This window comes from Paenibacillus septentrionalis, from assembly GCF_042659865.1.
Lineage (GTDB): Bacteria > Bacillota > Bacilli > Paenibacillales > Paenibacillaceae > Pristimantibacillus > Pristimantibacillus septentrionalis.
The window spans coordinates 605859-630072 of record NZ_JBHSTE010000003.1; the positions used below are offsets into that span (position 1 = coordinate 605859).

Sequence of the window (24214 nt, forward strand, 5' to 3'; positions counted from 1 at the left end):
GCCTGATTCTACCTTATGAATGGAAGGATCAGGCTTTAATTGCGACTTTTTATTTTGCAATAGGAAGCAAAACCTCTATCGTCGTTCCTTTGTTAACTTCACTCGACACACGAAGTTGACCATAATGATTCTCAACAATCTTTTTACTAACCATAAAGCCAAGACCTGTGCCTTTTTCTTTTGTCGTATAGAACGGCTGTCCAAGCAGCTTCAAAATTTGTTCGGGGATTCCGAAGCCCTCGTCTGCAATCCCAATCAACACTTGATTTTTACCGTAAAGCTTTAACTCAATCGTTAAATTTCCTCCATTCGGCATAGATTCAATGGCATTTTTTATAAAATTAATGCACATTTGCTTGATCTGGTTCTCATCGCAGTTTAAGTATGCCTCCTCTAATTCGAAAATGGTTATAATCTGAATATTATTTAAATGAGCTTGTCCTTCTAATAGCGTCATAACATCCTCAATAATCGTTCGAATATCTTTCAATTCAAATTTAGTCACTTGAGGCTTCGCCAGCACGAGCAGCTCCCGAATAATCAATTCAATGCGGTCAAATTCAGAGAACATAATTTCAAAATACTTATCATGATTCGTTGATTTGGATCGCTGTAACAATTGCAAAAATCCTTTTATCGAGGTGATTGGATTTCTAATTTCATGAGCAATACCAGCTGCTAACTGTGCAGCAATAGATTGCTTCTCGGAGCTTATCAACAGCTGTTCAGCAAGCTTCTTTTCTGTTATGTCTCTTATAATAACGGCAAATCCGTTAACTCGATTCTGTGCGTCACGAATTGGTGAGCAAGATAGTAGTACATGCAGCTTGGTTCCATCCTTTTTGATGCTGAATGTCTCATATGCCTCTACTCCAACACCTGAGATTACAATATTCCTATTTCTAAGCACTTCTGCTTCCTGCTCTGGTGAAGCAATTGGGATTTGCGTCACACTAATACCCAACACTTCTTCTACTGACCACCCATATGTACGCTCAAACGCATAATTCACTTTGATCAATTGATCATGCTGATTAAAGATTAGGATCGGATCAAGATTATCCATAATAAATGACTCCAGCTGAGCCCGGGTCGCTCTTAATTGTCCTTCTGCTTTTTCTCGTTCTAAAGAATGACGTTCAATTTTATTTTGCATTTCAGTATGGATAGATAATGAAGGAAAAACAACCTGATCGCATCCCTTTTCATACAAGGGAGAAGGCACCAGCTCATTATCGGTCATAAAATAAGCATGACTGCGAAGCAAATCGTTTTGAAAAGATCCTCGAATCTCATTAGCGTTGTATGCACAAACGGAGATTAAACCCAGCTTTTTAACATTTTTGTCGGCTTCGATCTCATATTGCTTCAGTATAGCTAGTATATTATCTTGCTCTTTCCATTCTACATGTGCCCAAGTTCTTACGGTCATGCATTTTTCTTGAAATGGTTTAAGCAACTCGTTGAAGTGATCTAGAATTAATGTACAATCAAAATCCCCATAAATGCGATAAAATTTATAATTGTCAATATGATGGACATATAGCAGTTCCTCTTCTGTTAGCAGCGTACTTAATCGATCATGAATATTCTTGTATCGGCTCCGATTTTCAATAATGAGGAGATGGTGACCGTACTTTATGCCGGACAAAATAAAAGAAACGGCGTTCTCGATGTAACGGTCTTCATTCTCATATACATACAGAATATGTCCACCATTTGAGATTTCCATGTCGTACGCTAATTTTATGTTTCCATCAAGCAAGCAAACACCTCCCTAAAAGCATATATCGGTTAATGTTCGGTCTAATTAGAGGTAATAAAAGTGCACCCTTATGAAACATTGGTTTGCCTTTCGGTTTCCCAATGTTTATTCATAAGGGTGCACTTGATGGATGCTGAGCTGCTTTTGTTAGTTTCGTTTAGAAGAAATCGGACTCGTGTTCTCCACGACATCCAGAATCTTTTCATCTTTGATCATAGAGGAATGACATTTAGGGCATACCGGAGATGCTGAAAAAGAGAAGTTATCTCTCATCCACCCCTTGCAGTTCTCGTTCGTACATGACCATATTACAGTTAGCTCAGTTGGAATGTCTTCTAATGGTTTTTTTCGAGAATTATACATGTGCTCCCCACTTTCTATTCCTTATTTATCAACGATATTCGATTGCTGTTTCACTTGATTATGATTAAAAAAATTGCCCCAAGTGTGGGGCAATTGATTCATATCCTAAAGTTTTACAACGTTTTCTGCTTGAGGACCACGGTTACCTTGAACAATGTTGAATTCAACGCGTTGACCTTCTTCAAGTGTTTTGTAGCCTTCGCTTACGATTGCGCTGAAATGAACAAATACGTCATTTCCGCCTTCAACCTCGATAAATCCGAATCCTTTTTCGCCATTAAACCATTTCACTGTACCTGTTTCCATTAAATAAACCCACCTTTTCATTGTTCCCAATATTGTTACTGAAATAAAAAAATTTGCACGTTGCTTACGGTTATTGAATAACTCATAACCTCTACATCATGCAAATTACATAGATCGTTATTTCAATACCTTATTATAACACATCTAGAAATAAAACACCATGTACGTTTTCTGATATCACCATTATTGAAATATTATGTAAGAGTAGTATATGTATGCTGCTTATCCTTTATGCCAATTTTTCTAACCAGCGACTACTGTAAAAAATAGTGTAGAATAGTATTTTCACTATATTTCTCGTATAATACGAGTGAAACCTACTTTCCATAAAGGAGTGTGACTCATGCAATATACATACTTAGGTCGTTCTGGTTTAAAGGTAAGCAAGCTTTGCCTAGGCACGATGAATTTCGGTGTAAGTACGGACGAAAAGGAAGCTTTCCGCATCATGGACGCTGCTGTCGAGGCTGGCATTAACTTTTTTGACACTGCCAATATTTACGGCTGGGGTGAAAATGCCGGCAGAACAGAGGAAATTATCGGACGCTGGTTCGCACAAGGTGGCGGGCGTCGTGAAAAAGTGGTACTTGCAACGAAGTTTTACGGTAAAATGCATGATGAACATGATGGCCCTAATGATGAAGGCGGTCTATCTGCCTACAAGCTGCGTCGTCATCTGGAAGGATCGCTAAAACGTCTGCAAACAGACCATATTGAGCTTTATCAGATGCACCATGTTGATCGCAATGTATCTTGGGATGAGCTATGGGAAGGCTTTCGTGTGGCGATGAATCAAGGCAAAATTGGATACGTTGGCTCCAGTAATTTTGCCGGTTTCGACCTTGTCAAAGCACAATATGAAGCAAAAGCGCATAACATGCTAGGCTTGGTTAGTGAGCAGCATAAATACAGCTTGCTATGTCGCCTGCCTGAGCTTGAGCTATTGCCAGCAGCACAAGAGCAAGGAATAGGCGTTATTGCTTGGAGTCCGCTTGATGGTGGTCTATTAAGTGGTCACGCACTAAAACCGATCGAAGGATCAACACGTGCCAACAATCCAGAGCGCGTAGAGAAGCATCGCCAGCAGCTTGAAGCGTTTGAACGGTTGTGCAAGGAGCTTGGCGAATCTGAAGCAAATGTCGCGCTAGCATGGACACTCGCACATCCTGCACTCACCGCTCCAATTATTGGTCCGCGTACATTAGAACAGCTTGAAGGCGCACTGCGTGTTGTTGATATTAAGCTTGATGAAGCAACGTTGCAACGTCTGGACGAAATTTTCCCAGGACCAGGTGGTGCAGCTCCAAAAGCTTATGCTTGGTAGATGTTATTCAAGTTAACCGATTTATTTACTTACCGAAAATGAATTATACCTATCAACCCCCGACGGTGAAGTGTACCTCTAATTGTGTCAGCAATTGGACAGCACCTCTGGCAAAGGTCGGGGGTTTTCATTATGGCATTTATACGATCTTAGTTGAAGGAGAACGCTTAATGAAGCAAACAGCATCGTTACTATCAGAAAAATGGAAATGGAATATTATTGCCACGATTGGTGGCGTTTTACTAGGAGCAGGACTTGCTGATTGTTTATTCGCATTAAATGAGCTCGACTTGAATCAAATCGCTCGAGGCTTAACAATCTTTAGTGCAGGTCTGACCATTCTCGTCGTGATGGACAATACAAAAACGCAAAAAATATCTGAAGGTATTCAGCAGGAGAATCAACAAAGGTTGCAAAGCATGGAGATACAGCTTCAGGACATTCAGCGATCACAGCAACAGACCGAGAAGCAACTGCTGGAACTGAAAGAACTGCTGAGTAAGTCTGCCGAGAAAGAAAAACAACCTGAACAGGACAAGCAGTCTTGATTTCAGCTTAAAGTCCCAGTCAGCTTATCGACTGGGACTTTTATTTACCCAATTATGAGGGAATGCCACAGGTGATTATGTTGTAAACTCTGTTACATGCTGAATAAGTCTTTGCTCTCTTGCGTCATCAATATGAAAAATTTGTGAGGATGTGTAAGTGAAATTGCACCACATCTTTTCAGTAAAAGGCAAGAAAATAACCGTTTCCCTGAAAAAAATATGAAATGGTTGCTGCGTCACGTTTATTCAGGACCTTTTAACTAAAAAATGATAAACAAATATTAGATTTTTATGGTATATTATTCCTGAATTAATTAAAAGGGAGTAGATAATATACGATGAAAAAAGCTCTTCTTACTGTCATTATGTTTTGCTTGGTAGCAGTCGGCTTGCCTGTATCCTTAGCAGAAGCCGCGCCCAAGACGGCATCCGTCAAATTAGTCGATCAAGATGCCATTTTGTTAGAGGATGGAACTCTTTGGCTCAAAAGATTGTGGGAACCAACAGGCTATAAAAAGTATGAAACAGATTTCACTACTATTTTTATTGGAAGCAATATGAAGAGTTATGCTTTGAACAGCAAAGGAGAGCTTGTATACTGGGAAAATTCCAAGGATCCAGTCGTTGATAAAAAACAAAATAACATCAAACAGCTTGATGGTTACGACTACTTAAAAAATGACGGAACGGTTTGGGATGTTTATGGACAGAAAAACGAAAAAATAAAAGACGCTGTCTTAATTGGAACCGCCGATAATGAAATTCTTTATGTCAATAACCAAGGAGAAATTCGAATTACGAGCAGTATATACCTGCTTGATAAAGTTGACGACCCCTCATCTGTAGTAGCGATGGAAGGATATAGCAATAGATACGCGGCATATCTTGATAAAAACGGCAAGGTTGTAGCCGCAGATCTAACAGCATTATTTTTCAACACTAACGACTACCCCTATTCCCCGGTAACAGTGACAGAGGACGCTGTTGATATCTCTTTCCATTCAAGCGGTGCATTAATTGTAACTAAAAAGGATGGCACAGTTTGGTTGACCGACCCATCAGCGTCAAGCAAAGATAGGTTTAAGCTGACTAGTCAAGTTACTGAAATAAAAAATGCCGTTCAAACCAGCTTGTATTATGGTACGCTAGTCGACGACCCTAATGCGGGACGAAATGCTAACCAAGACATTATCGTCAATACAGGAAGAAATGTACCGCAATGGCTCGTTAAGCACAAAGATGGAAGCTGGAAAGTCTATAGAGACGGCCAAGTTTTCAACATTGAGTCACCGGTCGTGTCCGGCCTTACGATTACGGCCTCCAGCACAAAGCCATCTGTTGGCGATAAGCTAAGCTTCAAAATTGTGCAAACCTATAGTAACGGCTACAAGGAAAACTTACCGGGCAAAGAAGCAAAATTGACATTTGATAAGCCTTATCTCGTTAAAGCTCTAAGTGATGGCACCTACAAAACTCTAGGTGTTGGAGAAACGAAAGTATCGGTTTCGGCAAACGATAATAGCAAATCAACGACTGTTTCAATTAGCTTAAGCGCAAATTTAACTGGTGCAATAAGCAAAGATAATACAACATACTTGCCGCTCGTTTCGGTATTCAAAGCGCTGGGCGCAACAATCAGCAATAAGGATAGTAAAACCTTTGATATTAGTCTTGGCGATCAAAAGCTTCAGCTTAAGACCGGACAAAAGAAAGCTAAGCTTAACGGAAAAGACATTACACTTAATCAACCGGTACAGGTTCTGAATGGTTCGACCGTTTTCCCGGCATCGTTATTAACTAAAGCTTCAATTGCAAAGATAGAATGGGATAAAAAATATAAGAAAATGAAAATCTCGATTGGCAAAGCTTCAATGGTAGTTGAATCCTCAGAGACAGCTGCAATTGAGAAAAAAGAAAAACAAGGAAGCTTATCGCAATTTATTAATAAATCCTATTGGGTTAACCGCTATAGCAATTGGGAAAGGTTTATGAAGCTTACCGTTACAGACATCGTGCCAGCAGGCGGTGATAATTTCGATGTTGTCTTTAAGAGTGCTGGCGGAAAAACCTATACGATGGGCAGCACATCCAGAGATTTTGTTTCAAGTATTTTGAATGACCAGTATACATTTTTACCCTTCGATCCATATAAAAAATACAACTGGTCAGCTTCGACCTGGAAGTTAATTAAGGCCGAGAAAGTTGCAGTTGGCATGAGCAAAACTCAGGTTGAGCTATCCTGGGGACGCCCTTCATCCACTTCAAAATTAACCTCTAACGGATTTACTGTTGAGGTTTGGAGATACGGCACACAATATGTTAGCTTTACAAACGGAATTGTTCAATCTATCTATACACTCTAGCTAAAGTAAAATGAACAAGGAGCATACCCTGTCGATTTGAAATTGAGACAGCAGTATGCTTCTTTCTTTATTTATCATGCAGCTGCTCTTATCCATTGGCCGCATTTGCCCACCTCATCCCTTTTGCTTTCTGTAGCTAAATTAGATGGATATTCAGTATTCATTGATTGGCTGCCAAGCATAAAAGGGCTGCTGGACGAATCGTTACAATCTGTCCAGCAGCCTTATATGCGCAACATTACCAAGGGGGAGTAATGACTGCAAATACTATTAAACTATGAAATAATTCCAACCTCTTTTAGTGTTTGACGAATTTCCGCCTTAGCAGTCTCATCCAAGGAACGAAAAGGAGCACGAACGGGGCCTGAAGGCAAGCCGACAACTTCTAGCGCAGCCTTAACCATAGCGGGCTGTCCATACTTTTTGGCAAGCTCGCGGATCGGCTGCCAGCTGTAATAGCGCCTGATTGCTTCCTCATTTCTCCCTGCCTTAACTTCCTCGTAAAGCGAAACAAACTCGCTCGTCATAAAGTTTGCATTGGTAGAGGTACAGCCTGCCAGTCCAGAGGCAATTGCGCCTAAAGCAAGTCCATCTGAGCCGCACATAACAGCGATTTTTTCACCAGAATAAGCTTGAGTTCGAACTAGCGCATGCAAATCTGTCGCTCCCTGCTTCACACCTGCAACATTAGACAAATCTGCCAGTCCTTTAATTTCCTCAGGAGATAAATGAACCCCGATGCTTGCGCTGTTATAGATAAAGATCGGAAAATCTACAGCATCATTCAGCAGTTGAAAATGATAGGCGATATCAGCTGGACGAACCTCTGATACATAGGGCGGTGTAACCATTACACCGCTTGCACCGTATTCTTTGGCTGCCTTAGTCAGCATAATCGCTTCCTCTGTTCCACTTGCTGCCGTACAGCACAGCAGCGGCACTCTGCCAGCTACTGCCTTTACAGCATATCTGAACAAGGTTTTTCGCTCCTCAACCGTCATGCTCGGATATTCAGCATACGTGCCGCCTACAACAACTCCATGCGCTCCAGCTTCGATATAATGATTGATATTGCGGGCCAGTGCTGCCTCATCAATAGCTGATCCATCTTCAGTAAATGGCGTAATGGCAAGAACATAAATTCCTTTTAGCTGTTCCTTCAATTGTACAACATTCATTCTGTTCATCCTCTCATCTCATCGTTATATCAGCTATTGCTTGTAGCCAAGGAGCTTGCCCATCTGTATTAGACCCTCTTCGATTTCCGCCATGGAAATCGCGTAGGACAAGCGAACGTGCTTACCGCTGCCAAAGCCTGTGCCTGGCATAATCGCAATATTCCCCTCGGTCAGCAGCACCTCAGCCAGCTTGTCCATGGAGTCGATGGTCTGACCGCATAATGTTTTTCCTAGCCACTCCGACGCATCAACCCATACGTAAAAAGCTCCATCTGGCATCAGGCACTTCAAGCCGCGCAGCTGACGAACCCCTGCAACAAGCACCTCTCTCCTTGCCAAATAGGTCTCGCGCATTTCCTGAATGCCATTCTGAGGCCCTTGTAACGCTGCAAGCGCTGCAACCTGTGCGATTGAAGCAGGGTTACTCGTCGTATGTGATTGCAGCTTAAGCATTGCTGCCGCAACAGGCGCAGGTGAAGCAGAATAGCCAATTCTCCAGCCTGTCATGCTGTAGCTTTTCGATACCGCATTTATAATAATCGTTCTTTCCTTCATCCCAGGCAGGCTGGCGATGCTCGTGAAGCCTTCCTCCTGAAATACGAAGCAGGAATAGACCTCATCGCTAATAACCCATAAATTGTGACGGATACAGAATTGAGCAATTCCATCCAGCTCCTCACGTGTATATACTGCGCCTGAAGGATTGTTTGGTTGATTCAAAATCAGCAGCTTGCTTGCCGGACTTATAGCTTGCTCCAGCATTTCAGGTGTTACCTTATAGCCTGTACTAGCATCCGTTTCAACAAAACGCGGAATGCCTCCTGCAAATTTAATCTGCTCCGGGAAGGATACCCAGTACGGCGTTGGCAGCAGCACCTCGTCATCCTGCTGCAGCAGTGTATTAATCGCATTAAATAGCGAATGCTTGCCACCAATCGACACAACGATTTCATCAGGCTCGTATTGCACACCGCACTGCTCCTGCAAGGAGCTCACCACAGCTTGACGCAAGGACAAGATGCCAGCAGTGTCGGTATAGCCTGTGAAATTATTATGAATGGCATCGATAGCCGCTTGCTTGGCATGCGCTGGAGTAGGAAAATCTGGCTGCCCCAGACCAAAGCGATACACCTTACTTCCTTCTTGCTGCATGCGTGCAACCTTTGCTTCCAGCTCTGCCGTTGGCGAAGGCAGCAGCTTTTTTGTCCATGGAGCCAGTAGGTTGTTATTCGTTTGTTCTGCAATCATCGCTGCTCACCTCGTTCGAATTGATATTAAGCGCTTCTCAATCATTACTCGACTTGAGACGCTGCTTCTAGTGCAAAATAGGCATATACGCAGACTGCTTTCTCCAGCTCATCAATCGTTACCCATTCGTCAATCTTGTGGGCAATGCTAAAATCGCCAGGACCATATATAACCGCCGGAATTCCTTTTGCAACAAAATGCGTCATGTCGCAATTAGCGGTTAAGCCTGTAATGGCCGTTTCCTTCTCGTACACATCTGCCAGCACCCGCTTGCCGAGCTGTACAAGCTCATGCTGCTCATCCGTTTCAGAAGCCGTACCTGTTGTCGGAATCATTCGTTCAATATAGACTTGGCCTGCCAGCTGAGGATCGCGCTCCAGCACGTTCATCATTTCTTCAATGGCTTCCTGCTCCGACTCGCCAGGAATTAAGCGTCGATCAATAAGTGCTTCGCAATAATCTGGTATCATCGACTCCTTAATCCCGCCCTTCATAATCGTTACCGCCAGAGAGGATTGACCAGTCAACGGATGCGTGCGATGAACAAGCTCCTCTTCGGCAAATCGATCGAGTGCTACTACAGCTTTAGCCATCAGCGAAACCGCATTTTTACCTAGCTGTGGTGTAGAGGAATGCGCGGATACGCCTTTGACCGCAAGAATCGGTCGAATACTGCCGCGATGGGCAATCGCCAGCGTTCGATTCGTCGCTTCGCCAATTACGGCAAACGAGGCAGTTAGCTCGCTTGGCAAGCTCTTGGCCCCAAGACTTGCAGCCTCCTCGTCGACAACTGCAGCCAAAATAATATCTCCAGGAAGCTTAATCCCAGCTCTTGCAATCGCTTCAATCGCCACCATCATTGCGGCAAGCGGACCTTTCGCATCCATCACGCCTCGCCCTACGACACGGTCACCATCAACTCGCATCTTAAACGGATCGCTGCTCCAGCCATCCCCAGCTGGCACGACATCAATATGCGTATTCAAGATGATCGACTTGCCTTGTCCGGTCCCCTTCAACACAGCAATCACATTGGGCCGACCAGGCTCCACCTCCTGCAACGACACCTCACAGCCCGCCGTGCGCATAAAATCAGCGATAAAGTGCGCCGCATCCTGCTCCTTGCCCCCGGGATTTACGCTTTGAAATGCAATTAGCCGTTCCAGAACCTCCAGCACCCGCTCGACTCTCATGTCGCTCGCCAGCTTCTGCTTTAATTCATCCACTCTCATATCGACTTCACCATGCCTCCGTCGACGAGCAGCGTTTGCCCGGTCACATAGCTTGCATCATCTGAGCACAGGAATGCGACTACCTTCGCCAGCTCCTCGGGCTTGCCGTAGCGACCAAGCGGAATAACTGCTTCTGTTTTAGCCTTGTACGCTTCTGGAGTAATTCCCGCTTTTTGCGCTCGCAGCTGATCGAGTCCACGTACACGGTCGGTATCAATTCGTCCTGGCGCCACGGTATTGACACGAATACCGTAGCCTGCAAGCTCCTCCGACAGTGTTTTGCTTAAGCCAGCTACACCTGTACGCATCACATTAGACAGCGTTAAGCCAGCAATCGGCTGCTTGACAGATGACGAGGCAAGATTAACAATTGCCCCCGCTCCTTCCTTCATATGCGGCAACGCATAGCGAACCGTACGCACAATACTCATCAGATTAAGCTCAAACGCATAGAACCAATCCTCTTCCTTCAACTGCTCAAACACGCCTGCTGGCGGTCCGCCGCTGTTGGTCACCACAATATCTATCCCGCCAAATACGCTGACCGTTTGCTCAATGCAGGCGCGAATATCTTCTTCCTTGCAAACATCAACCTGCAAGCCAATGACCGAGGAGCCTGTGGCGTTGGCGATTTCCGCAGCTGTCTGCTCTGCCACCGCCAATTCTCTACTAAACAGCACGACGTTCGCCCCTCTTGCCGCCAGCTCAGTCGCAACCGCTTTTCCCAGCCCCTTGCTTGCTGCCGCAACGATTGCTGTTTTTCCATTCATTGAAGTTGTCATAGGCTTAACCTCCGATAATTGTCAATTCTCTTGGCAGTGACGTTAAAATTTCGCAGCCTGTCTCCGTTACAACCAAGGTTTCGCTAAAGCCAACACCGTATTGGTTCGGCACGCGCAGAGCTGGCGGAATATGAAACACCATGCCCGGCTGCAGCACACGCTCATCATCACGCTGCAAGCTCATAATATGGCCTTCGCCCCAGTCAGGCGCGAAAGCAACACCTATTGAATAGCCTGTACGCTTACGGAACAAATCGTACATGCCTGCTTTTTCAATTGTGCCGCGGCAAGCCTGGTCCACCTCTCCAGCTGTAACGCCAGGTTTGATCGTCTCAATCGCGGCATTCAAGGATGCGATGCATACCTCGCTCACACGTTTGATTTCATCTGAAGGCTGGCCTGTATAAGCAGCGCGCATTAGCGCTCCATGATAGCGATTGACCGCGCCTGCTACCTCAAGCAGCAGCGTCTCGCCCTGGCCAATTACTTTATGCCCCCAAGCTGCGTGCATATTGCCGGAGCGATTGCCGGAGGAAATGAACGGCTCCATCCCCAAATATTCTCCGCCTGCCAAAATCATAGCTGAAAACATCGCTGCCGCCGCTTCATCCTCATTGGCTCCAACTTGAATCGCGTCCAAGCCTGCTTGCATCGAGGCATCCGTCACCTTACAAGCCTGACGAATATAAGCTAGCTCATTTACCGACTTAATGACGCGAAAGGCCTCGACCGTTCCTTGCCCGTCCACAAGCGAATACTTGTCCAAGCAAGCCGCAAGCTTCTTATAATTGCGAACCTGCAAAAACCATGATCCTGTCTCTACTCCGATTGAGCCTTCAGGAATCCCCATATCTTTAACCGTGTCCGCGGTCATTTCGACCGGATCATTCGTGTCTTCATAAGTTACAACCTGATCCAATGACAGACAGCTATACGTTTCTACATTTGCTAATTCACCGCGGCGCAACACTAATTTCGGCTCGCCATGTGCAGGTACGATCAGGCATTGGTACATGTAATAGCCAGGACTTTGATAGCCCGTCAAATAAAAAATATTTTCCGGCGTATGAACAAGCATTGCAGGCCAATCCTTGCTTTGCAGCTCCCGCTGCACCTTACTTACACGATTTTGAAATTCTTCGATTGGAAATATTAATTGTGCCATCGTTGTCCCTCTTTCATTTTCTGAATGTTCAGCAAATTATAAATTTACTAATTCGCACCATTTTAATTTTGGCATTACTTACTGTATATATCTGCTCGTCGATCCCTCAAATACGGAATAGACGACTCATATTCCTTGTTAAGCGTCAAATCGATTGTCAACAGCTGCATCGCTTCCCGATCCAGCTCCGCATCGAGCACAAGCTCACCGTTTGGCGCTGACACCTTGTTGTTGCCAAAAAGCCAACTTTCCTCAGAAAGCCCTCCAACCCCGTTGACTGCAGCAACAAATCTCGTATTTTCTAGCGCTCTCGTAGCAAAGTAAATATTCCAGCGCTGCGCTAAATCTTTTGTAAATGCCGAAGGGGCAACCAGCATCTCGGCACCCTTTAACGTTAGGCTCCTAGCCGCTTCAGGAAAACCTGCATCATAGCAAATCATCATCCCAACCTTAGCAAAATCAAAGGCAGCAACGATCAATTCATCACCCGCGGTAAAATAACGCTGCTCTTCTGCCCACAGATGAACCTTGGCATATTGCGCAACAATTTCACCGAGACGGTTGACTGCCAATGCGCCATTGCCAATGCCTGATGCCGTTCGCAGCGGCATTGGCAAAATTGCGTTAATCTCAGCCGCTTTCGCCGCCTCGCAAAGCTGTCGAACAGCTTCGCTTTGCTCATGCTGAGCCAGCTCCTGATAACGACTGCCAAGCACGTCCAAATCATAGCCTGTCAGAAACAGCTCAGGAAATACGATAAGATCTGCCTGTTGACTGCCTGCTTGCTGCATAAAGGAAATCGCCTTGCGCGTGTTGCTGACGACATCTCCTATAACACTATCAAATTGCACAAGCGCCAAAGTAGCTGCTCGCATACAATCCTCTCCCATCGTCATCAGCTTCAGCCACTTTTGTGCCTCCGCTAACCTCTAACTGATTTGTGCTAAAAACTGTTCAAGCCTGGGATTCCTCTTCATCTCGCCAATCTTGCTTGTTGGAACATCCTCAACCACTACGCCGTTATCCATAAAAATAATGCGATCTCCAACACGTCTGGCAAATTCCATCTCATGCGTTACGATGACGACCGTCATTCCATCTCGAACGACATCGACAATAACATCGAGCACCTCGCCCGTCATTTCTGGATCGAGCGCCGAGGTCGGCTCATCGAACAACATCAGCTTCGGATTCATTGCCAGTGCTCTTGCGATTGCGATCCTTTGCTGTTGCCCGCCTGACAGCTGCTCGGGATAGTGATTCATGCGTTCAGTTAGCTGAACCCGATCAAGAAGCTTCAGCGCACGTTCTCTAACAACCTTTTCTTCCTCCTTACGCACAATTTTGGGAGCGAGCATAATATTTTCAAGCGCAGACAGATGGGTAAACAGATCAAAGGATTGGAATACCATGCCGATCTCCGAACGGTTTTGCCTAGATGCAAAAATATCTTTACCCTCAAACAATATTTTCCCGCTATCTATTGGTTCAAGTCCCGCCATACAGCGCAGCATCGTTGACTTGCCTGAGCCGGACGGCCCAATAATAACAACCTTTTCGCCTTCTTTAATATTCAAATTCACTTGCTTCAATATTTGCTGGCCATTATATGATTTCGTTAAAGCCTCAATGTTGATCATTGTCATCCCCCTCTCGTGATCAATAGCGTTAGGCTGCGGTCTGACTCTCACCGGAAAGCTGAGTGTTGGCTACAATTTTACGATTTTTCCGCTCAGAAGCTTTCACGACATCCATACGTCGTTCAACATAGTTTTGCAATAGGGTAAATAGTGCGGTAAAGACGAGATAGTATATGACCGCCGCAATTAATGTGTCGATATAATTGAACGTTGCACTTGCCGCTTGCTGTGCTGTCAGCAGCAGATCCATATAGCCAACAACCGAGGCCATCGCAGAAGTTTTCAGCATCCCGATAAATTGATTGCCCGTAGGTGGAACGATGACACGAAACGCTTGCGGCAGAACAATGTACCGCATGGATTGCCAGCGGCTCATGCCAAGCACATGGGCTGCACGATGCTGTCCTTTTCCTACTGAATTTAAGCCTGAACGAATGATTTCCGCCATATAAGCCGCTTCATTCAAGGCAAGTGCCAGCAGCGCACATTCAAATCCCGACAGCTTGATGCCGAATTGCGGAAGTGCATTGAACACAAAGATAAGCTGAACAAGTACGGGTATGCCTCTAAAAAACCAAATATATCCATTTGCCGCGCCATTCAAAACCTTCCACTTAGACATCTTCATTAATGCAATAACAAATCCGAATAAAACGCCAAACAGTTGTGACAACAACGTTAGATTTAACGTATTAATCGCAGCAGTAACAAACGACTGTGAGGTCATATAATCAACGACGCTGTTTACATGCTCCAAGAAGCTCATTCCAATCACTCTCCCTTGATTTCTGCCAGCAGCGTAAAGCACTGCTGGCAGCACCTGTTCATCTTAATCCGGTTATTCTTCAACTTCCCATCAACTTATTGATTCATTGTTTTAGAAAATGCTCATTTCAAACGGAAGATTGTATTTTTCCATTAGCTTGTAATATGTTGTTTGATCTACCAGCTTATCAATCGCTTTGGATATTGCGTCTGCAAGCTCACTTTCTCCTTTATTGACGGCAATACCAATTTGTGTACCGGAATTCATCGTATGAGCAATTTCAAATACGCCTGCACGTTCCTCCATCAAATAAGCAGCTCCTGGTGAAGAGTGAAGAAATGCGTCTGCACGTCCATTTTCAGTAGCCAGTACTGCATCATTGGCAGTAGGCAGTGCCAAAATTGTAATTTCCTCAATGCCTTGATCCTTCAGCTCTTGATTAAACTCCGTTACATAAACCTCTTCAATCGCGCCTCTTGTTACGGCAACGGTTTTACCGGATAACGATTCCATCGAGTTAATGCCCAGCTCATTGCCCTTTGGTACTACGATCGATCGCCCAATGCCCATGTACTTAATGAAATCAACCTGCTCAGCGCGAGCATCTGTAATAAACATAGCCGAATTAATCAGATCGATTCGTTTGCCTTGTAATGCAGGAATTAGTCCATCAAAGTTCATTGCTATAATTTCAACCTCAAGTCCGAGTTCATTGGCGATAAGCTCCATAAATTCAATATCAAATCCGACATACTTCTCGTTATCCATATATTCGAAAGGAGGGTAAGTCGCAGCAACGCCATACGTTATTTTGCCTGGTGTAACAAGCTCGAACGAATGAGTGCTGTCAGTTGAAGCCTCATTTGTCGAGGCATTACTGTTGTTGCCGGCTGTCGTATTGCTGCTTGATTGATTCGTGTTGCTTGAGCATGCTGCTAGAAACACTAATAAACCTACGAGTAAAAGGCTAAACTTTTTCAACTTCATATAAATTCCTCCATTGTGTTTGTTTAATATAATCTAGTACAAATCTTTCTGTTTTGCGGTTATGCTCGACTAGAAATTGTCCCGCTTCCTCCGCTCGGCCCTGCTTCATTAAGTCGACTAAATGACGATGCTCTTGAATCGAGCCTTCAACCATATGCTGATCTCCCAGCAAAATGCGGCGATAGCGCTCGCTTTGCTCCCAGAGCCGTTTAATGATGCCTAACATGACAGGCTGTTGGGCTAGTTCATAAATGTACATATGAAACTGTCTGTTAGTAGAAAGAATCATCTCCATCTCGCTTCCAGCTAGCCTTTCCTGCTCAGAAATCATGCCGTACAGCTTGTCCACATCCTCCTTTGTCATATGCTGAACGCCAAGCTTAACTGCGGCTTCCTCAAGCAAGCATCGAACAGCGTAAATTTCCTCCAAATGCTTGACAGACAACTCACTTATGGTCGCACCACGATGTGAATGGAGCTTAACGAAATCTTGTGCTGCCAGCTTCTCAAGCGCACTGCGCACCGGCATTTTACTGACCTGCAGTCGATCCGCAATCGCATCCTGGTCTACCTTCTCTCCTGGTGCAAGCTCCCCTGTCAAAATCCACTGTTTAATTTGAAAGAATACATGCTCCGCTACCGTTCGCATATTTGGCGGTTTGTCCAATACGCATCGCCTCCAGATCTGATCACATATCAAATATCAAATGTAAGATGATCACATCATAATGTAATCTATAAATGTATGTCAACATACCTTACACATTTAAATCGAATAATGTAATATAAAGTCGATAAATACAAAAAACATATTTATTTTTAGTATTTATTTTGCTTTTTCGTTATGTTATGTTACATATATCCTTAGTTTTTCTATTCAAATCACTAGATTGCGTAATGAAACATGACATATAATTGTGAGGTGCAGCTTATGAACATTACTAGTGTAGATATTTACAGATATGATCTTCCTTTATCACCCCCCTTTACACATGCCTCATCTGGTACTGTGACGCATTTGAAAGAAGTATATGTGAAGCTTTCCACTAATACAGGAATTGTTGGTTGGAGTGAGGTACGAGGGAACTGCGAATATGTGACTGGAGATACGCCTGAGCGCGTTGTAGCGGTACTGCAGCATATCGTTGCTCCTTATCTACTGGGTAAGGACCCATTGCAGCGTAATGCGATCAATCGGGATTTAGACCGCTTGATCTTAGGCAATAGTGCCGCCAAAGCTGCGATAGACATCGCCTTGCTTGATTTAGCTGGTAGACACTATGAAACCCCAGCTGCACAGCTGCTAGGCGGGATTGTTCAGTCGAGCTTTGCAAGCGATGCGACGATTGCATTTGGCACAGTTGAGCAAGCGAAGCAGGAAGCAAGTAACTATCTGCAAGCAGGCTTTCGGGTGCTGAAGGTTCGAGTAGGCCCTGACCGTGCGCTCGATCTCAAGCGCGTAACAGCAGCCAAAGAAGTCATCGAGCAATTCGGGTTATCGCAGGACGTGTTGTTTTGCGTCGATGCCAATCAAGGCTGGAGCGTGAAAGAAGCCGCCCTCCGAATTGCACAGTACAAGCCGCTTGGCGTGGAGTGGATTGAGCAGCCTGTGCCAGCAGACCATATCGCTGGCTTAAAAACCTTGAAGCATATGAGTTCCATTCCGATTGTGGCCGATGAAAGCTGCAAGTCTGTAGCCGATGTTGCACGTATCGCTGCGGAGGACGCCGCTGACATCGTACATCTAAAAATCGTGAAAGCAGGCTCAATTGCCAAGCTGCAGCAAATGATGGGCATTGCCGATGCGTTTCATCTTCCAGTTATGTTGGGACAAATGGACGAGGGGAGATTAGCGACCGCAGCGCTGCTGCATGCGGCTGCTGCCTCTAGTGCCAAACATTTCGAGGTGTGGGGCTTTCAACGCGTCAAGGCTGAAGATGATCCTGTATCCGCATTAGTTGTAGAAAATGGACGCGTTCATCTACCCGCTGGTCCTGGCCTAGGTGTAGAGGTGGATGAACATCGATTGTGCAACGTTGCAAGTCTTTCCTAATACTTGCTAAACATTGAAGCATTCCATTAGAGGCAGTATGCCGGTTATGAAAAGCAAAGCTGTCGCAGCATTGCCAATACCTCTTGTCCAAAGACGCCTCGCTCGTATAATCCAACGCTATAAAAAAAATACACCTCCAATTGTTAGTGTCTAACAATTGGGGTGTATTTCAACACAAGCGCACTTCTCACATTTTTGCTCAGATGGCTATTCAACAACAGACATAATGCTGTAGAACGCAGGCTTGGGCTGCAGCTGTCCGTCAAACAATCGTGCGTAATTTTTATCGTTGGCATAAAACATATACTCGTCCATTAACCCAAACACGGTTACACTTGTTATATTGGCTGGTCCTCCGCTATTCGTATCTAGCTCCGTGAGCAGTTCAAAAAGCTCCTTATAGCGATTGGATTGAGCATTCATAGACGCTTCATCTTTATCATTACTGCTTATGGTAAGCTCAGTAATATGAATTTCAAGCTCCAGCTCAGAAAACTTTTTAATCGCGTCTGCAATGTTATCATGACCTGATCCAATTCTAGGATAATCCAAGCCCATATACCCCTGCATCCCAATTCCGTCTATGATGCCTTTCTCCTTTAGACCAGCTGCCAATTGATAGATGCTGGATGTTTTAAGCGGTTGAAATGTATTGTAGTCATTATAAAAAAGCTTAGTCTCTTCATCCGCGTATTTTCTTGCGTATTCAAATGCTTTTTCAACATAGTCAATCCCAACTATTTTATACCATAAATTATCAAGATCATCTCCATGCATTGTTCTTATATGAAGGCCAGTCTCCGTTTCAAAGTGACCGGTTCTAATTTCCACCGCTTCATTAACAACATCCCAGCTGTATATGACGCCAGGATACTCGGTTTGCGTATAGTCAAGCACCTGTTTAATATAGCTTTCCATTCGCTCTAACATCGTGTCCTTGTCTACAAACTCCCCATTGGAGCGATATCCTTCGCGAAAAAACCAATCCGGTGTTTGTGCATGCCATACGAGCGTATGACCGCGCATCTGGATATTGTTTTCCTTAGCGAATTCCAATCCTGCTATCGCACTTTCAAAGTTAACAGCCGGCTCCGATATCCCGTTTTCAACATTGCTCATGCTTTGTGCATGATCCAGCAAATAGCTTGGCTTCATCAAATTAGAGTATGTAACGCTATTAAAGTGATGCTTAATAATCTCCCTCATTGCTTCGGATTGAACGGTATCGTTACTTGGAGAAGTACCATTAAGGCCTACGCCAAAAAGAAAGTAGTCCTGATAAGCCTCCTTTAAGGAAGTTACGGTTAGGGCAGGTGCAATATTAAACCCTTCAATAATACGAGAATCATCACCTGGTTTGGAATCTTCCTCTTCCTCTTCCAACATCTCAGTAGAATCGTCGGTTGTCGTATTATCTTCATCGTGCTCTACTTCATTAGATAGATCTACATCTTGTGGAAGTGGATCACTTTTTCCGGCACAGGCAGACATGATAACAGCAGCAAGCAGCAGCATAATAAACAATATTGTTCGATTCAACCCATTTACCTCCGTCTTATAATTTTCTCCCTATCGAAATAGGGGATTGATTCCATCAAACCTCCTTCCATCATATTTTTATTATAGAGCTGACCACCCATCTTACCCATAGAGCAATTCAACATTGTTTATCATTTTTGAATATGAGTTTACTAGATTAGAAGAAAGCACCCTCTGACGAGGGTGCTTCGCTAAACTAACGGGCAGATTGGTTGAGAACCATAATCTGTTTGAAAATTTTACAGAAAAATTTACAGTATTGTTATCGTTATGATGATGTGACACGATAGAAATATAAAGATAAGATAAGGGAGGTTACTCAATACCAAGAGAGGGGCTAATAATTGAAGAAATATGTTAACGCAAAACAAGTCCTACCTGATTTACTAATTGAAGAAATCCAAAAGTACATTCAGGGATCGTATATTTATATTCCTAAGACTGAGCGGGTGGCTTGGGGAGCTAGTACAGGGATTCGAGATGAACTTAACCAAAGAAATGAACAAATAAGAAAACTATATAAAAACGGGTTTGAGGTATTGAAATTGGCGGAATTATATGGATTAAGTGAGGAAAGAATACGAGCTATTATCTATGGATATATATATCCAATTAAAAAGAACACTGATGAGGTGATTAAAGCGCAAAATGAGCAGCAAGTAAATAAAATAGAGGCAATGAGATTGTTTCAAGAAAAATCACAAAAATACGAACTTCCCTTAGTGGTTGTTGATGTAAAAACTGACATTCTTGACGATAAAAGCATCCTTTTTTTCTATTGCAAATCAAATACGGATATTGAAATTGATTGGAATGGCTTGAATTGGCGTGAGCTTGGAAAGGAGCTATCTGAGATATTTGAACATACTATCGGAATCCGTGAAACTGTATAAAGTGTAAAGAGGTAAATTCAAGGCAGACGGAAGCGAATAATGATAAGGTTCTTCGACTTGTGGGTTTATTAACATTAACGATGGGGCTGTTGTATTTTCCGCCAGTCTTAGAGTTTTTATGGGGGTAGCACTGTTAGGTTTTTTATACTGCTTTATACAAATATTTATCGGTATTGCCTTATGTTCAAAAGAGTGGAGAAAAATACGTAATCACGTTTTGATTACTAATTTGATTTATCAATTGTTATGGTTTTTCCTGATTGTTGACCACCTCTTAAATGTTCGGGAGAGATTCTTGGAAACAATGCCTTATTTTTTGCACTTCGTATTGGTCCTAAGCATTGGGTTGTACTTCTAACTCGAACAACGAAAAAAACGATAGCCCGAAATGCAAAAGGATGAAAACCGTGGGTTCTCATCCTTTTGCATGGTTAGAGACTAGTTTTGTCCCAGCCTGTTTTCCTTATTTCCTAGTCGTCCGCGCCGATACTGTCACCCCAGGATCAGATTCTCCATCCGCGTAAACAGCCGTAACATAGTAATAATACGTCGTATTCGATTGCAGCTTATTGTTCACATAAGTCGCCGCCTTAGAAGGCTTATTTGTCAGCTGTACGAAGGGGCCGTTCGCTGATGTAGATTGATACACGTGATAACCGATTGCGTTATCAACCTTAGACCATTTTAACTGAACCGCCTGATGGTTTAGCGCTCTTGCCTCGATGTCCGTTGGCTGTGGATATTCCGGAGCTTCCGGCAGCTTAATAAGCTTCAGCACGCCGAACCTTGACGTGTTCTGATACGAGAGACCTGTCGGATCATTCCAGATTGCTATGCTATCTCTACGACCATCCCCATTCGCATCATTGTTGACTTGAACATCGAAGCCAATTAATGTGCCATTTTGAGGAGTAATTGCATCTAATTTGATAGCTGCTTCTACGATGTATCCCCCTTCAATCAGTTTCACAGCAGACTGAATCTTCTCTTGACTAGCATAGCCACCGTACGATTGCAGGTTCTTAAAGTTAATACGGTATTGGCCATCATCTGACTGATACGCAACCGTTTTTCCATTATTCTGATCAACAAATATCTCTATGGAATCCTGCTCCCATACGTTCTCGCTTTGATCGCTAAGCAAAGAGTCTGTAACGACCGCGTAAACATAAAGATGCTCTTCATCCCACAGGGTTCTAAACTTGGCCGTTGATCCGTTGCTTCCTTCGACCCAAACATTCGTGTCATGCTCCACCGCCTTGTCCCACACAGCATCCAGTTCCCCGTCAATCTGAGGAGTGCCGTATAAGGCTGTGGCAACTTTTGAGCCTTCGATCAGGGTCAGCACACCATAACCATTGCTATAAGCGTGCTGCATGTTGCTCGGATCACTCCATGAAACCATCGCTCCGTTGCCGCCATGTTCAGAGGAATCATCAATTAGCGTATCCGTAACTCGAATATCAAACCTGATTTTTTCTCCTAACTGCATCGTGCTTGAAAGCGGAATCACAGCTTCAGCTATATACCCGCCACTCACTTCGATAACGGAGTCGTCCGTTCTTGGAATAATGACTTGCTTAATTTCATTTTGATCCAAAACGAAGAGCTCCACTTGGTCACCTGGACGATTTGTAACGTCGTTAACTTTCACCTGAACATATAAATGATTCGGATCCCACAAGGTTTTAAATTGTGCGTGCAAGCTCCCGCTACGCTCTGTAGATAAAGTCGGCACCGTATCCCATGCAATCGGATCGCTTACTGGCGTACCTTGCGCAGTATTCCCTTCCTTCACAACAATTGGAAGCACTGGCGGGATTAAGTTTTTAACTGCTTCCACCATTCCCCAATACGCGTATTTCGCCTGATATTGCTTATCGAACGGAAGCGGAGCATCCTGTCGAGTTCCTCCTCGATTATGAAGCCATGTTCCGTCATCGGCAATTCCCCATAGCGTTACATTGCTAATCCAGCCTTCAGGATTATAAGCTGGTGTAGATGGATCTGCATGTTTGCCCATTTCGTCAAGACGCACCAGCTCTTTAAACAACTCCTTGAAACGATAGCCTTGCTGAAGAAGAATTTCTTCTGGAATCGGATCGTAGCTAGTTCCGCTTGTTGTGTAGATCGAAACATCCAGCTCGGTAATTTGATTGTCGAACCCCGCTTCGGCAAACTTCTGGATCGATTCAGAAATTTGCTGGATTGATGGACCACTAATGTTAATGTGGGTTTGATGACCTACCCCATGGATCGGAACACCTTCATCACGCAAGGAGGTTGCCAGATCAAACAAGAAATCGCGTTTGCGAGGGCTGTGCGTGTTGTAATCGTTAATGTAAAGCTTGGCATCCGGATCAGCCGCATGTGCTGCCTCGAAAGCCCATTTGATAAAGTCAGTCCCGGTAATACGGTACCAATAGCTGTCGCGCATACCGTCCGGACGGCCCTCATCAATGACCTCGTTCACTACATCGTAGTACGTTGCGATTCCTTTATATTGCGTCACAACTCTGGTGATATAATTTTTCAAACGTGTTTCTACCAGTGCTTTATTTTCAGGCGTGGCATCAAGCCAATTCCCGTTAGCATCCTGCAGCATCCAATCTGACCCTTGGGAATGCCATAGCAGCGTATGGAATCGAAGTGTCATGTCCTGATCAACCGCATGCTGTGCGATAATATTTGCATTTGTTATGTTATAAGCATCTTCTCTCGGGCTAATGGAGCCTGGCTTCATTGAATTTTCCGCTACAATGGAGTTGAAATGCTTATTCAATAATTCACTCACTCTACCTGTAAGTCTATTCGGTTCAACCGCAGCACCAATTTCGAAGTAATCCGCATACAAGTCCTTTAGGCTTTCCAGCTCATATTGAATAGGTGGCGGCGCCTCAATTGCACCAGCATGAGTCAAAGAGAAATCATCAATGTAGAATGAGCGTGGCCCTCCATCATTATCCGAGGTTTCTACATAAACGTTCAAAATGTCGGGTGTAATCGTTAAGGAGAATGGGCCTGACAGCCGTACCCATTGGCTATCGGTCACCCTTACATTATTCGTGATAAGCGAATACGTGCTCTCGCCAGATTGAACCGTCATCCGCAAATTAGTAGGGTCCTGACCAGGGGCCATTTTCACCCAAACTGAAAGGTCATATTTGTGATTTTTGTGCATCTTGCCCATTACGTTTAGCAGCGGACCGTCATACTGTCCTGATGCAGTCGTAAGCAAGCTATGAGAGCCGCCAGGCGTATGATTGTCTGCATTCGTAACCTCGATTCCGCCAGAGCCGAATCTTCTTACCCAGCTTCCCTGGCCCCCTTCAAAGTTCTCCGTAATGCCTGATTGATCAAGCTCTTCTGGCTCCTCTGGAGCACCATTAGGCGTTACATCAACAATTTTGAATTCATCAAGATATACATCAGCTGTTGAAGTCGAGCTTGTTGCCGACTCAAGATAAACGAAAAAACCAGTCGTGCCGCTTGGCACTTCATATCCGTTTAATTCGTAGGTGGTCCATGCTGTACTCGTAACGTTTTTGTCACCAATAATCCAATGAAAGCTGTCACCGCTACTTGATGTAAGCCTTGATGTTAGATGGAGCGTATCTGTACCTTCACCCAGTCTAACATTAAAGGAAATATCGTAAATTCTGCCTGCCTGCATAATGTCGGTCAAATCCTTGCTAAGACTGCTGCTTCTGGACTCGCGGTTTGTTAACTTCAACGATTTGCTTCCTTCCGAGGCCATCTCAGAAGTAACCGCTACCTGTCCAGATCCTCCCCATGCAAGAGGGCCCCAGCCACCTGTCTGATCGTTTTCAAAGGACTGATACAATACGACGTTGCTTGCTGCTTCCACCTGTCCTGCCATACCCAAGCCTTGTGGGATGAACAATACAGCTGCGAGTAATATCGCAAAAAGCGATTTACCTTTTTTCCACATCATGCAATTCCTCCATTCAGAATAGAATTCGACATTTTTCGTAAGCGCTTACATATTTAGCTTCAACGTAACTTTCCTCCTTTCGTCGATCATTATAGCGTTTACTTAGC

General features: G+C 44.2%; 21 protein-coding genes. 6 read left to right on the forward strand and 15 right to left on the reverse strand.

The window, feature by feature from the left end; genetic code table 11:
• Nucleotides 1-49 precede the first annotated feature (49 nt).
• From ACFP56_RS11340 to ACFP56_RS11350, 3 genes are all read right to left on the reverse strand, one after another.
• Nucleotides 50-1765, reverse strand: a complete 1716-nt coding sequence (locus ACFP56_RS11340) for an ATP-binding protein (protein ID WP_379234447.1) — start codon at nt 1763-1765, stop codon at nt 50-52.
• Nucleotides 1766-1912: 147 nt separating this feature from the next.
• A complete protein-coding gene (locus ACFP56_RS11345) occupies nt 1913-2128 on the reverse strand; it encodes a cold-shock protein (RefSeq protein ID WP_379234449.1) in 216 nt (71 codons plus the stop codon).
• A gap of 105 nt (nt 2129-2233) precedes the next feature.
• A complete protein-coding gene (locus ACFP56_RS11350) occupies nt 2234-2434 on the reverse strand; it encodes a cold-shock protein (protein WP_379234451.1) in 201 nt (66 codons plus the stop codon).
• Between the two features lie 343 nt (nt 2435-2777).
• Between ACFP56_RS11350 and ACFP56_RS11355 the strand changes: the two genes are divergently transcribed.
• The 4 genes from ACFP56_RS11355 to ACFP56_RS11370 all read left to right on the forward strand — a co-directional run bounded on the left by ACFP56_RS11355 (nt 2778) and on the right by ACFP56_RS11370 (nt 6924).
• On the forward strand, nt 2778-3758 hold the full coding sequence (locus tag ACFP56_RS11355; protein ID WP_379234453.1) for an aldo/keto reductase: 981 nt from the start codon (nt 2778-2780) through the stop codon (nt 3756-3758).
• A 170-nt stretch (nt 3759-3928) separates the two neighbouring features.
• Entirely contained in the window at nt 3929-4306 is a 378-nt protein-coding gene (locus tag ACFP56_RS11360; protein WP_379234455.1) for a hypothetical protein, read from the forward strand.
• Nucleotides 4307-4644: 338 nt separating this feature from the next.
• Complete coding sequence (locus ACFP56_RS11365) at nt 4645-6669, forward strand: copper amine oxidase N-terminal domain-containing protein (RefSeq protein ID WP_379234457.1); 2025 nt, start codon at nt 4645-4647, stop codon at nt 6667-6669.
• Nucleotides 6670-6705: 36 nt separating this feature from the next.
• The gene (locus ACFP56_RS11370) at nt 6706-6924 is read left to right on the forward strand and encodes a hypothetical protein (RefSeq protein ID WP_379234459.1); all 219 of its coding nucleotides are present in this window, start codon (nt 6706-6708) and stop codon (nt 6922-6924) included.
• Nucleotides 6925-6944: 20 nt separating this feature from the next.
• On the opposite strand, the gene ACFP56_RS11375 is transcribed toward ACFP56_RS11370, so the two are convergent.
• From ACFP56_RS11375 to ACFP56_RS11420, 10 genes are all read right to left on the reverse strand, one after another.
• Entirely contained in the window at nt 6945-7856 is a 912-nt protein-coding gene (locus ACFP56_RS11375; protein WP_379234461.1) for a dihydrodipicolinate synthase family protein, read from the reverse strand.
• A gap of 24 nt (nt 7857-7880) precedes the next feature.
• Nucleotides 7881-9095: a pyridoxal phosphate-dependent aminotransferase gene (locus ACFP56_RS11380; RefSeq protein ID WP_379234463.1), complete on the reverse strand. Its 1215-nt coding sequence runs from the start codon at nt 9093-9095 to the stop codon at nt 7881-7883.
• 44 nt (nt 9096-9139) lie between these two features.
• Nucleotides 9140-10327 carry a M20 family metallopeptidase gene (locus ACFP56_RS11385; RefSeq protein WP_379234465.1) on the reverse strand — a complete coding sequence of 396 codons (1188 nt, stop codon included), beginning with the start codon at nt 10325-10327 and terminating at the stop codon, nt 9140-9142.
• Entirely contained in the window at nt 10324-11109 is a 786-nt protein-coding gene (locus ACFP56_RS11390) for an SDR family oxidoreductase (RefSeq protein WP_379234467.1), read from the reverse strand. The genes ACFP56_RS11385 and ACFP56_RS11390 overlap by 4 nt, the downstream gene beginning before the upstream one ends.
• A 4-nt stretch (nt 11110-11113) precedes the next feature.
• Nucleotides 11114-12274: a M24 family metallopeptidase gene (locus tag ACFP56_RS11395; RefSeq protein WP_379234469.1), complete on the reverse strand. Its 1161-nt coding sequence runs from the start codon at nt 12272-12274 to the stop codon at nt 11114-11116.
• A 74-nt stretch (nt 12275-12348) separates the two neighbouring features.
• The gene (locus tag ACFP56_RS11400; RefSeq protein WP_379234471.1) at nt 12349-13149 is read right to left on the reverse strand and encodes a nitrilase-related carbon-nitrogen hydrolase; all 801 of its coding nucleotides are present in this window, start codon (nt 13147-13149) and stop codon (nt 12349-12351) included.
• A gap of 54 nt (nt 13150-13203) precedes the next feature.
• Entirely contained in the window at nt 13204-13914 is a 711-nt protein-coding gene (locus tag ACFP56_RS11405) for an amino acid ABC transporter ATP-binding protein (protein ID WP_379234473.1), read from the reverse strand.
• Between the two features lie 28 nt (nt 13915-13942).
• Nucleotides 13943-14680, reverse strand: a complete 738-nt coding sequence (locus ACFP56_RS11410) for an amino acid ABC transporter permease (protein WP_379234476.1) — start codon at nt 14678-14680, stop codon at nt 13943-13945.
• Between the two features lie 111 nt (nt 14681-14791).
• A complete protein-coding gene (locus tag ACFP56_RS11415) occupies nt 14792-15667 on the reverse strand; it encodes an ABC transporter substrate-binding protein (protein WP_379234478.1) in 876 nt (291 codons plus the stop codon).
• Complete coding sequence (locus ACFP56_RS11420; protein WP_379234480.1) at nt 15648-16334, reverse strand: GntR family transcriptional regulator; 687 nt, start codon at nt 16332-16334, stop codon at nt 15648-15650. The genes ACFP56_RS11415 and ACFP56_RS11420 overlap by 20 nt, the downstream gene beginning before the upstream one ends.
• Nucleotides 16335-16598: 264 nt before the next feature.
• Between ACFP56_RS11420 and ACFP56_RS11425 the strand changes: the two genes are divergently transcribed.
• A complete protein-coding gene (locus ACFP56_RS11425; RefSeq protein ID WP_379234482.1) occupies nt 16599-17720 on the forward strand; it encodes a mandelate racemase/muconate lactonizing enzyme family protein in 1122 nt (373 codons plus the stop codon).
• A gap of 207 nt (nt 17721-17927) precedes the next feature.
• Here ACFP56_RS11425 and ACFP56_RS11430 read toward each other — a convergent pair whose 3' ends face one another.
• Nucleotides 17928-19259 (reverse strand): endo-1,4-beta-xylanase, encoded by a 1332-nt coding sequence (locus ACFP56_RS11430; RefSeq protein WP_379234484.1) that lies wholly within the window; start codon nt 19257-19259, stop codon nt 17928-17930.
• A 344-nt stretch (nt 19260-19603) separates the two neighbouring features.
• On the opposite strand from ACFP56_RS11430, the gene ACFP56_RS11435 reads away from it, so the two are divergent.
• The gene (locus tag ACFP56_RS11435) at nt 19604-20152 is read left to right on the forward strand and encodes a CD3324 family protein (RefSeq protein WP_379234486.1); all 549 of its coding nucleotides are present in this window, start codon (nt 19604-19606) and stop codon (nt 20150-20152) included.
• A gap of 463 nt (nt 20153-20615) precedes the next feature.
• Here ACFP56_RS11435 and ACFP56_RS11440 read toward each other — a convergent pair whose 3' ends face one another.
• A complete protein-coding gene (locus ACFP56_RS11440) occupies nt 20616-24107 on the reverse strand; it encodes an endo-1,4-beta-xylanase (RefSeq protein ID WP_379234488.1) in 3492 nt (1163 codons plus the stop codon).
• Between the last annotated feature and the right edge of the window lie 107 nt (nt 24108-24214).

What these genes read in the sequence shown, in the direction of transcription:
- ACFP56_RS11360 (WP_379234455.1), top strand. Translation starts at nt 3,929, where the DNA reads ATGAAGCAAACAGCATCGTTACTATCAGAAAAATGGAAATGGAATATT.
- ACFP56_RS11415 (WP_379234478.1), bottom strand. Translation starts at nt 15,667, where the DNA reads ATGAAGTTGAAAAAGTTTAGCCTTTTACTCGTAGGTTTATTAGTGTTT.
- ACFP56_RS11375 (WP_379234461.1), bottom strand. Translation starts at nt 7,856, where the DNA reads ATGAACAGAATGAATGTTGTACAATTGAAGGAACAGCTAAAAGGAATT.
- ACFP56_RS11390 (WP_379234467.1), bottom strand. Translation starts at nt 11,109, where the DNA reads ATGACAACTTCAATGAATGGAAAAACAGCAATCGTTGCGGCAGCAAGC.
- ACFP56_RS11440 (WP_379234488.1), bottom strand. Translation starts at nt 24,107, where the DNA reads ATGATGTGGAAAAAAGGTAAATCGCTTTTTGCGATATTACTCGCAGCT.
- ACFP56_RS11365 (WP_379234457.1), top strand. Translation starts at nt 4,645, where the DNA reads ATGAAAAAAGCTCTTCTTACTGTCATTATGTTTTGCTTGGTAGCAGTC.
- ACFP56_RS11355 (WP_379234453.1), top strand. Translation starts at nt 2,778, where the DNA reads ATGCAATATACATACTTAGGTCGTTCTGGTTTAAAGGTAAGCAAGCTT.
- ACFP56_RS11385 (WP_379234465.1), bottom strand. Translation starts at nt 10,327, where the DNA reads ATGAGAGTGGATGAATTAAAGCAGAAGCTGGCGAGCGACATGAGAGTC.
- ACFP56_RS11400 (WP_379234471.1), bottom strand. Translation starts at nt 13,149, where the DNA reads ATGCGAGCAGCTACTTTGGCGCTTGTGCAATTTGATAGTGTTATAGGA.
- ACFP56_RS11405 (WP_379234473.1), bottom strand. Translation starts at nt 13,914, where the DNA reads ATGATCAACATTGAGGCTTTAACGAAATCATATAATGGCCAGCAAATA.
- ACFP56_RS11425 (WP_379234482.1), top strand. Translation starts at nt 16,599, where the DNA reads ATGAACATTACTAGTGTAGATATTTACAGATATGATCTTCCTTTATCA.
- ACFP56_RS11410 (WP_379234476.1), bottom strand. Translation starts at nt 14,680, where the DNA reads ATGAGCTTCTTGGAGCATGTAAACAGCGTCGTTGATTATATGACCTCA.
- ACFP56_RS11345 (WP_379234449.1), bottom strand. Translation starts at nt 2,128, where the DNA reads ATGTATAATTCTCGAAAAAAACCATTAGAAGACATTCCAACTGAGCTA.
- ACFP56_RS11350 (WP_379234451.1), bottom strand. Translation starts at nt 2,434, where the DNA reads ATGGAAACAGGTACAGTGAAATGGTTTAATGGCGAAAAAGGATTCGGA.
- ACFP56_RS11380 (WP_379234463.1), bottom strand. Translation starts at nt 9,095, where the DNA reads ATGATTGCAGAACAAACGAATAACAACCTACTGGCTCCATGGACAAAA.
- ACFP56_RS11395 (WP_379234469.1), bottom strand. Translation starts at nt 12,274, where the DNA reads ATGGCACAATTAATATTTCCAATCGAAGAATTTCAAAATCGTGTAAGT.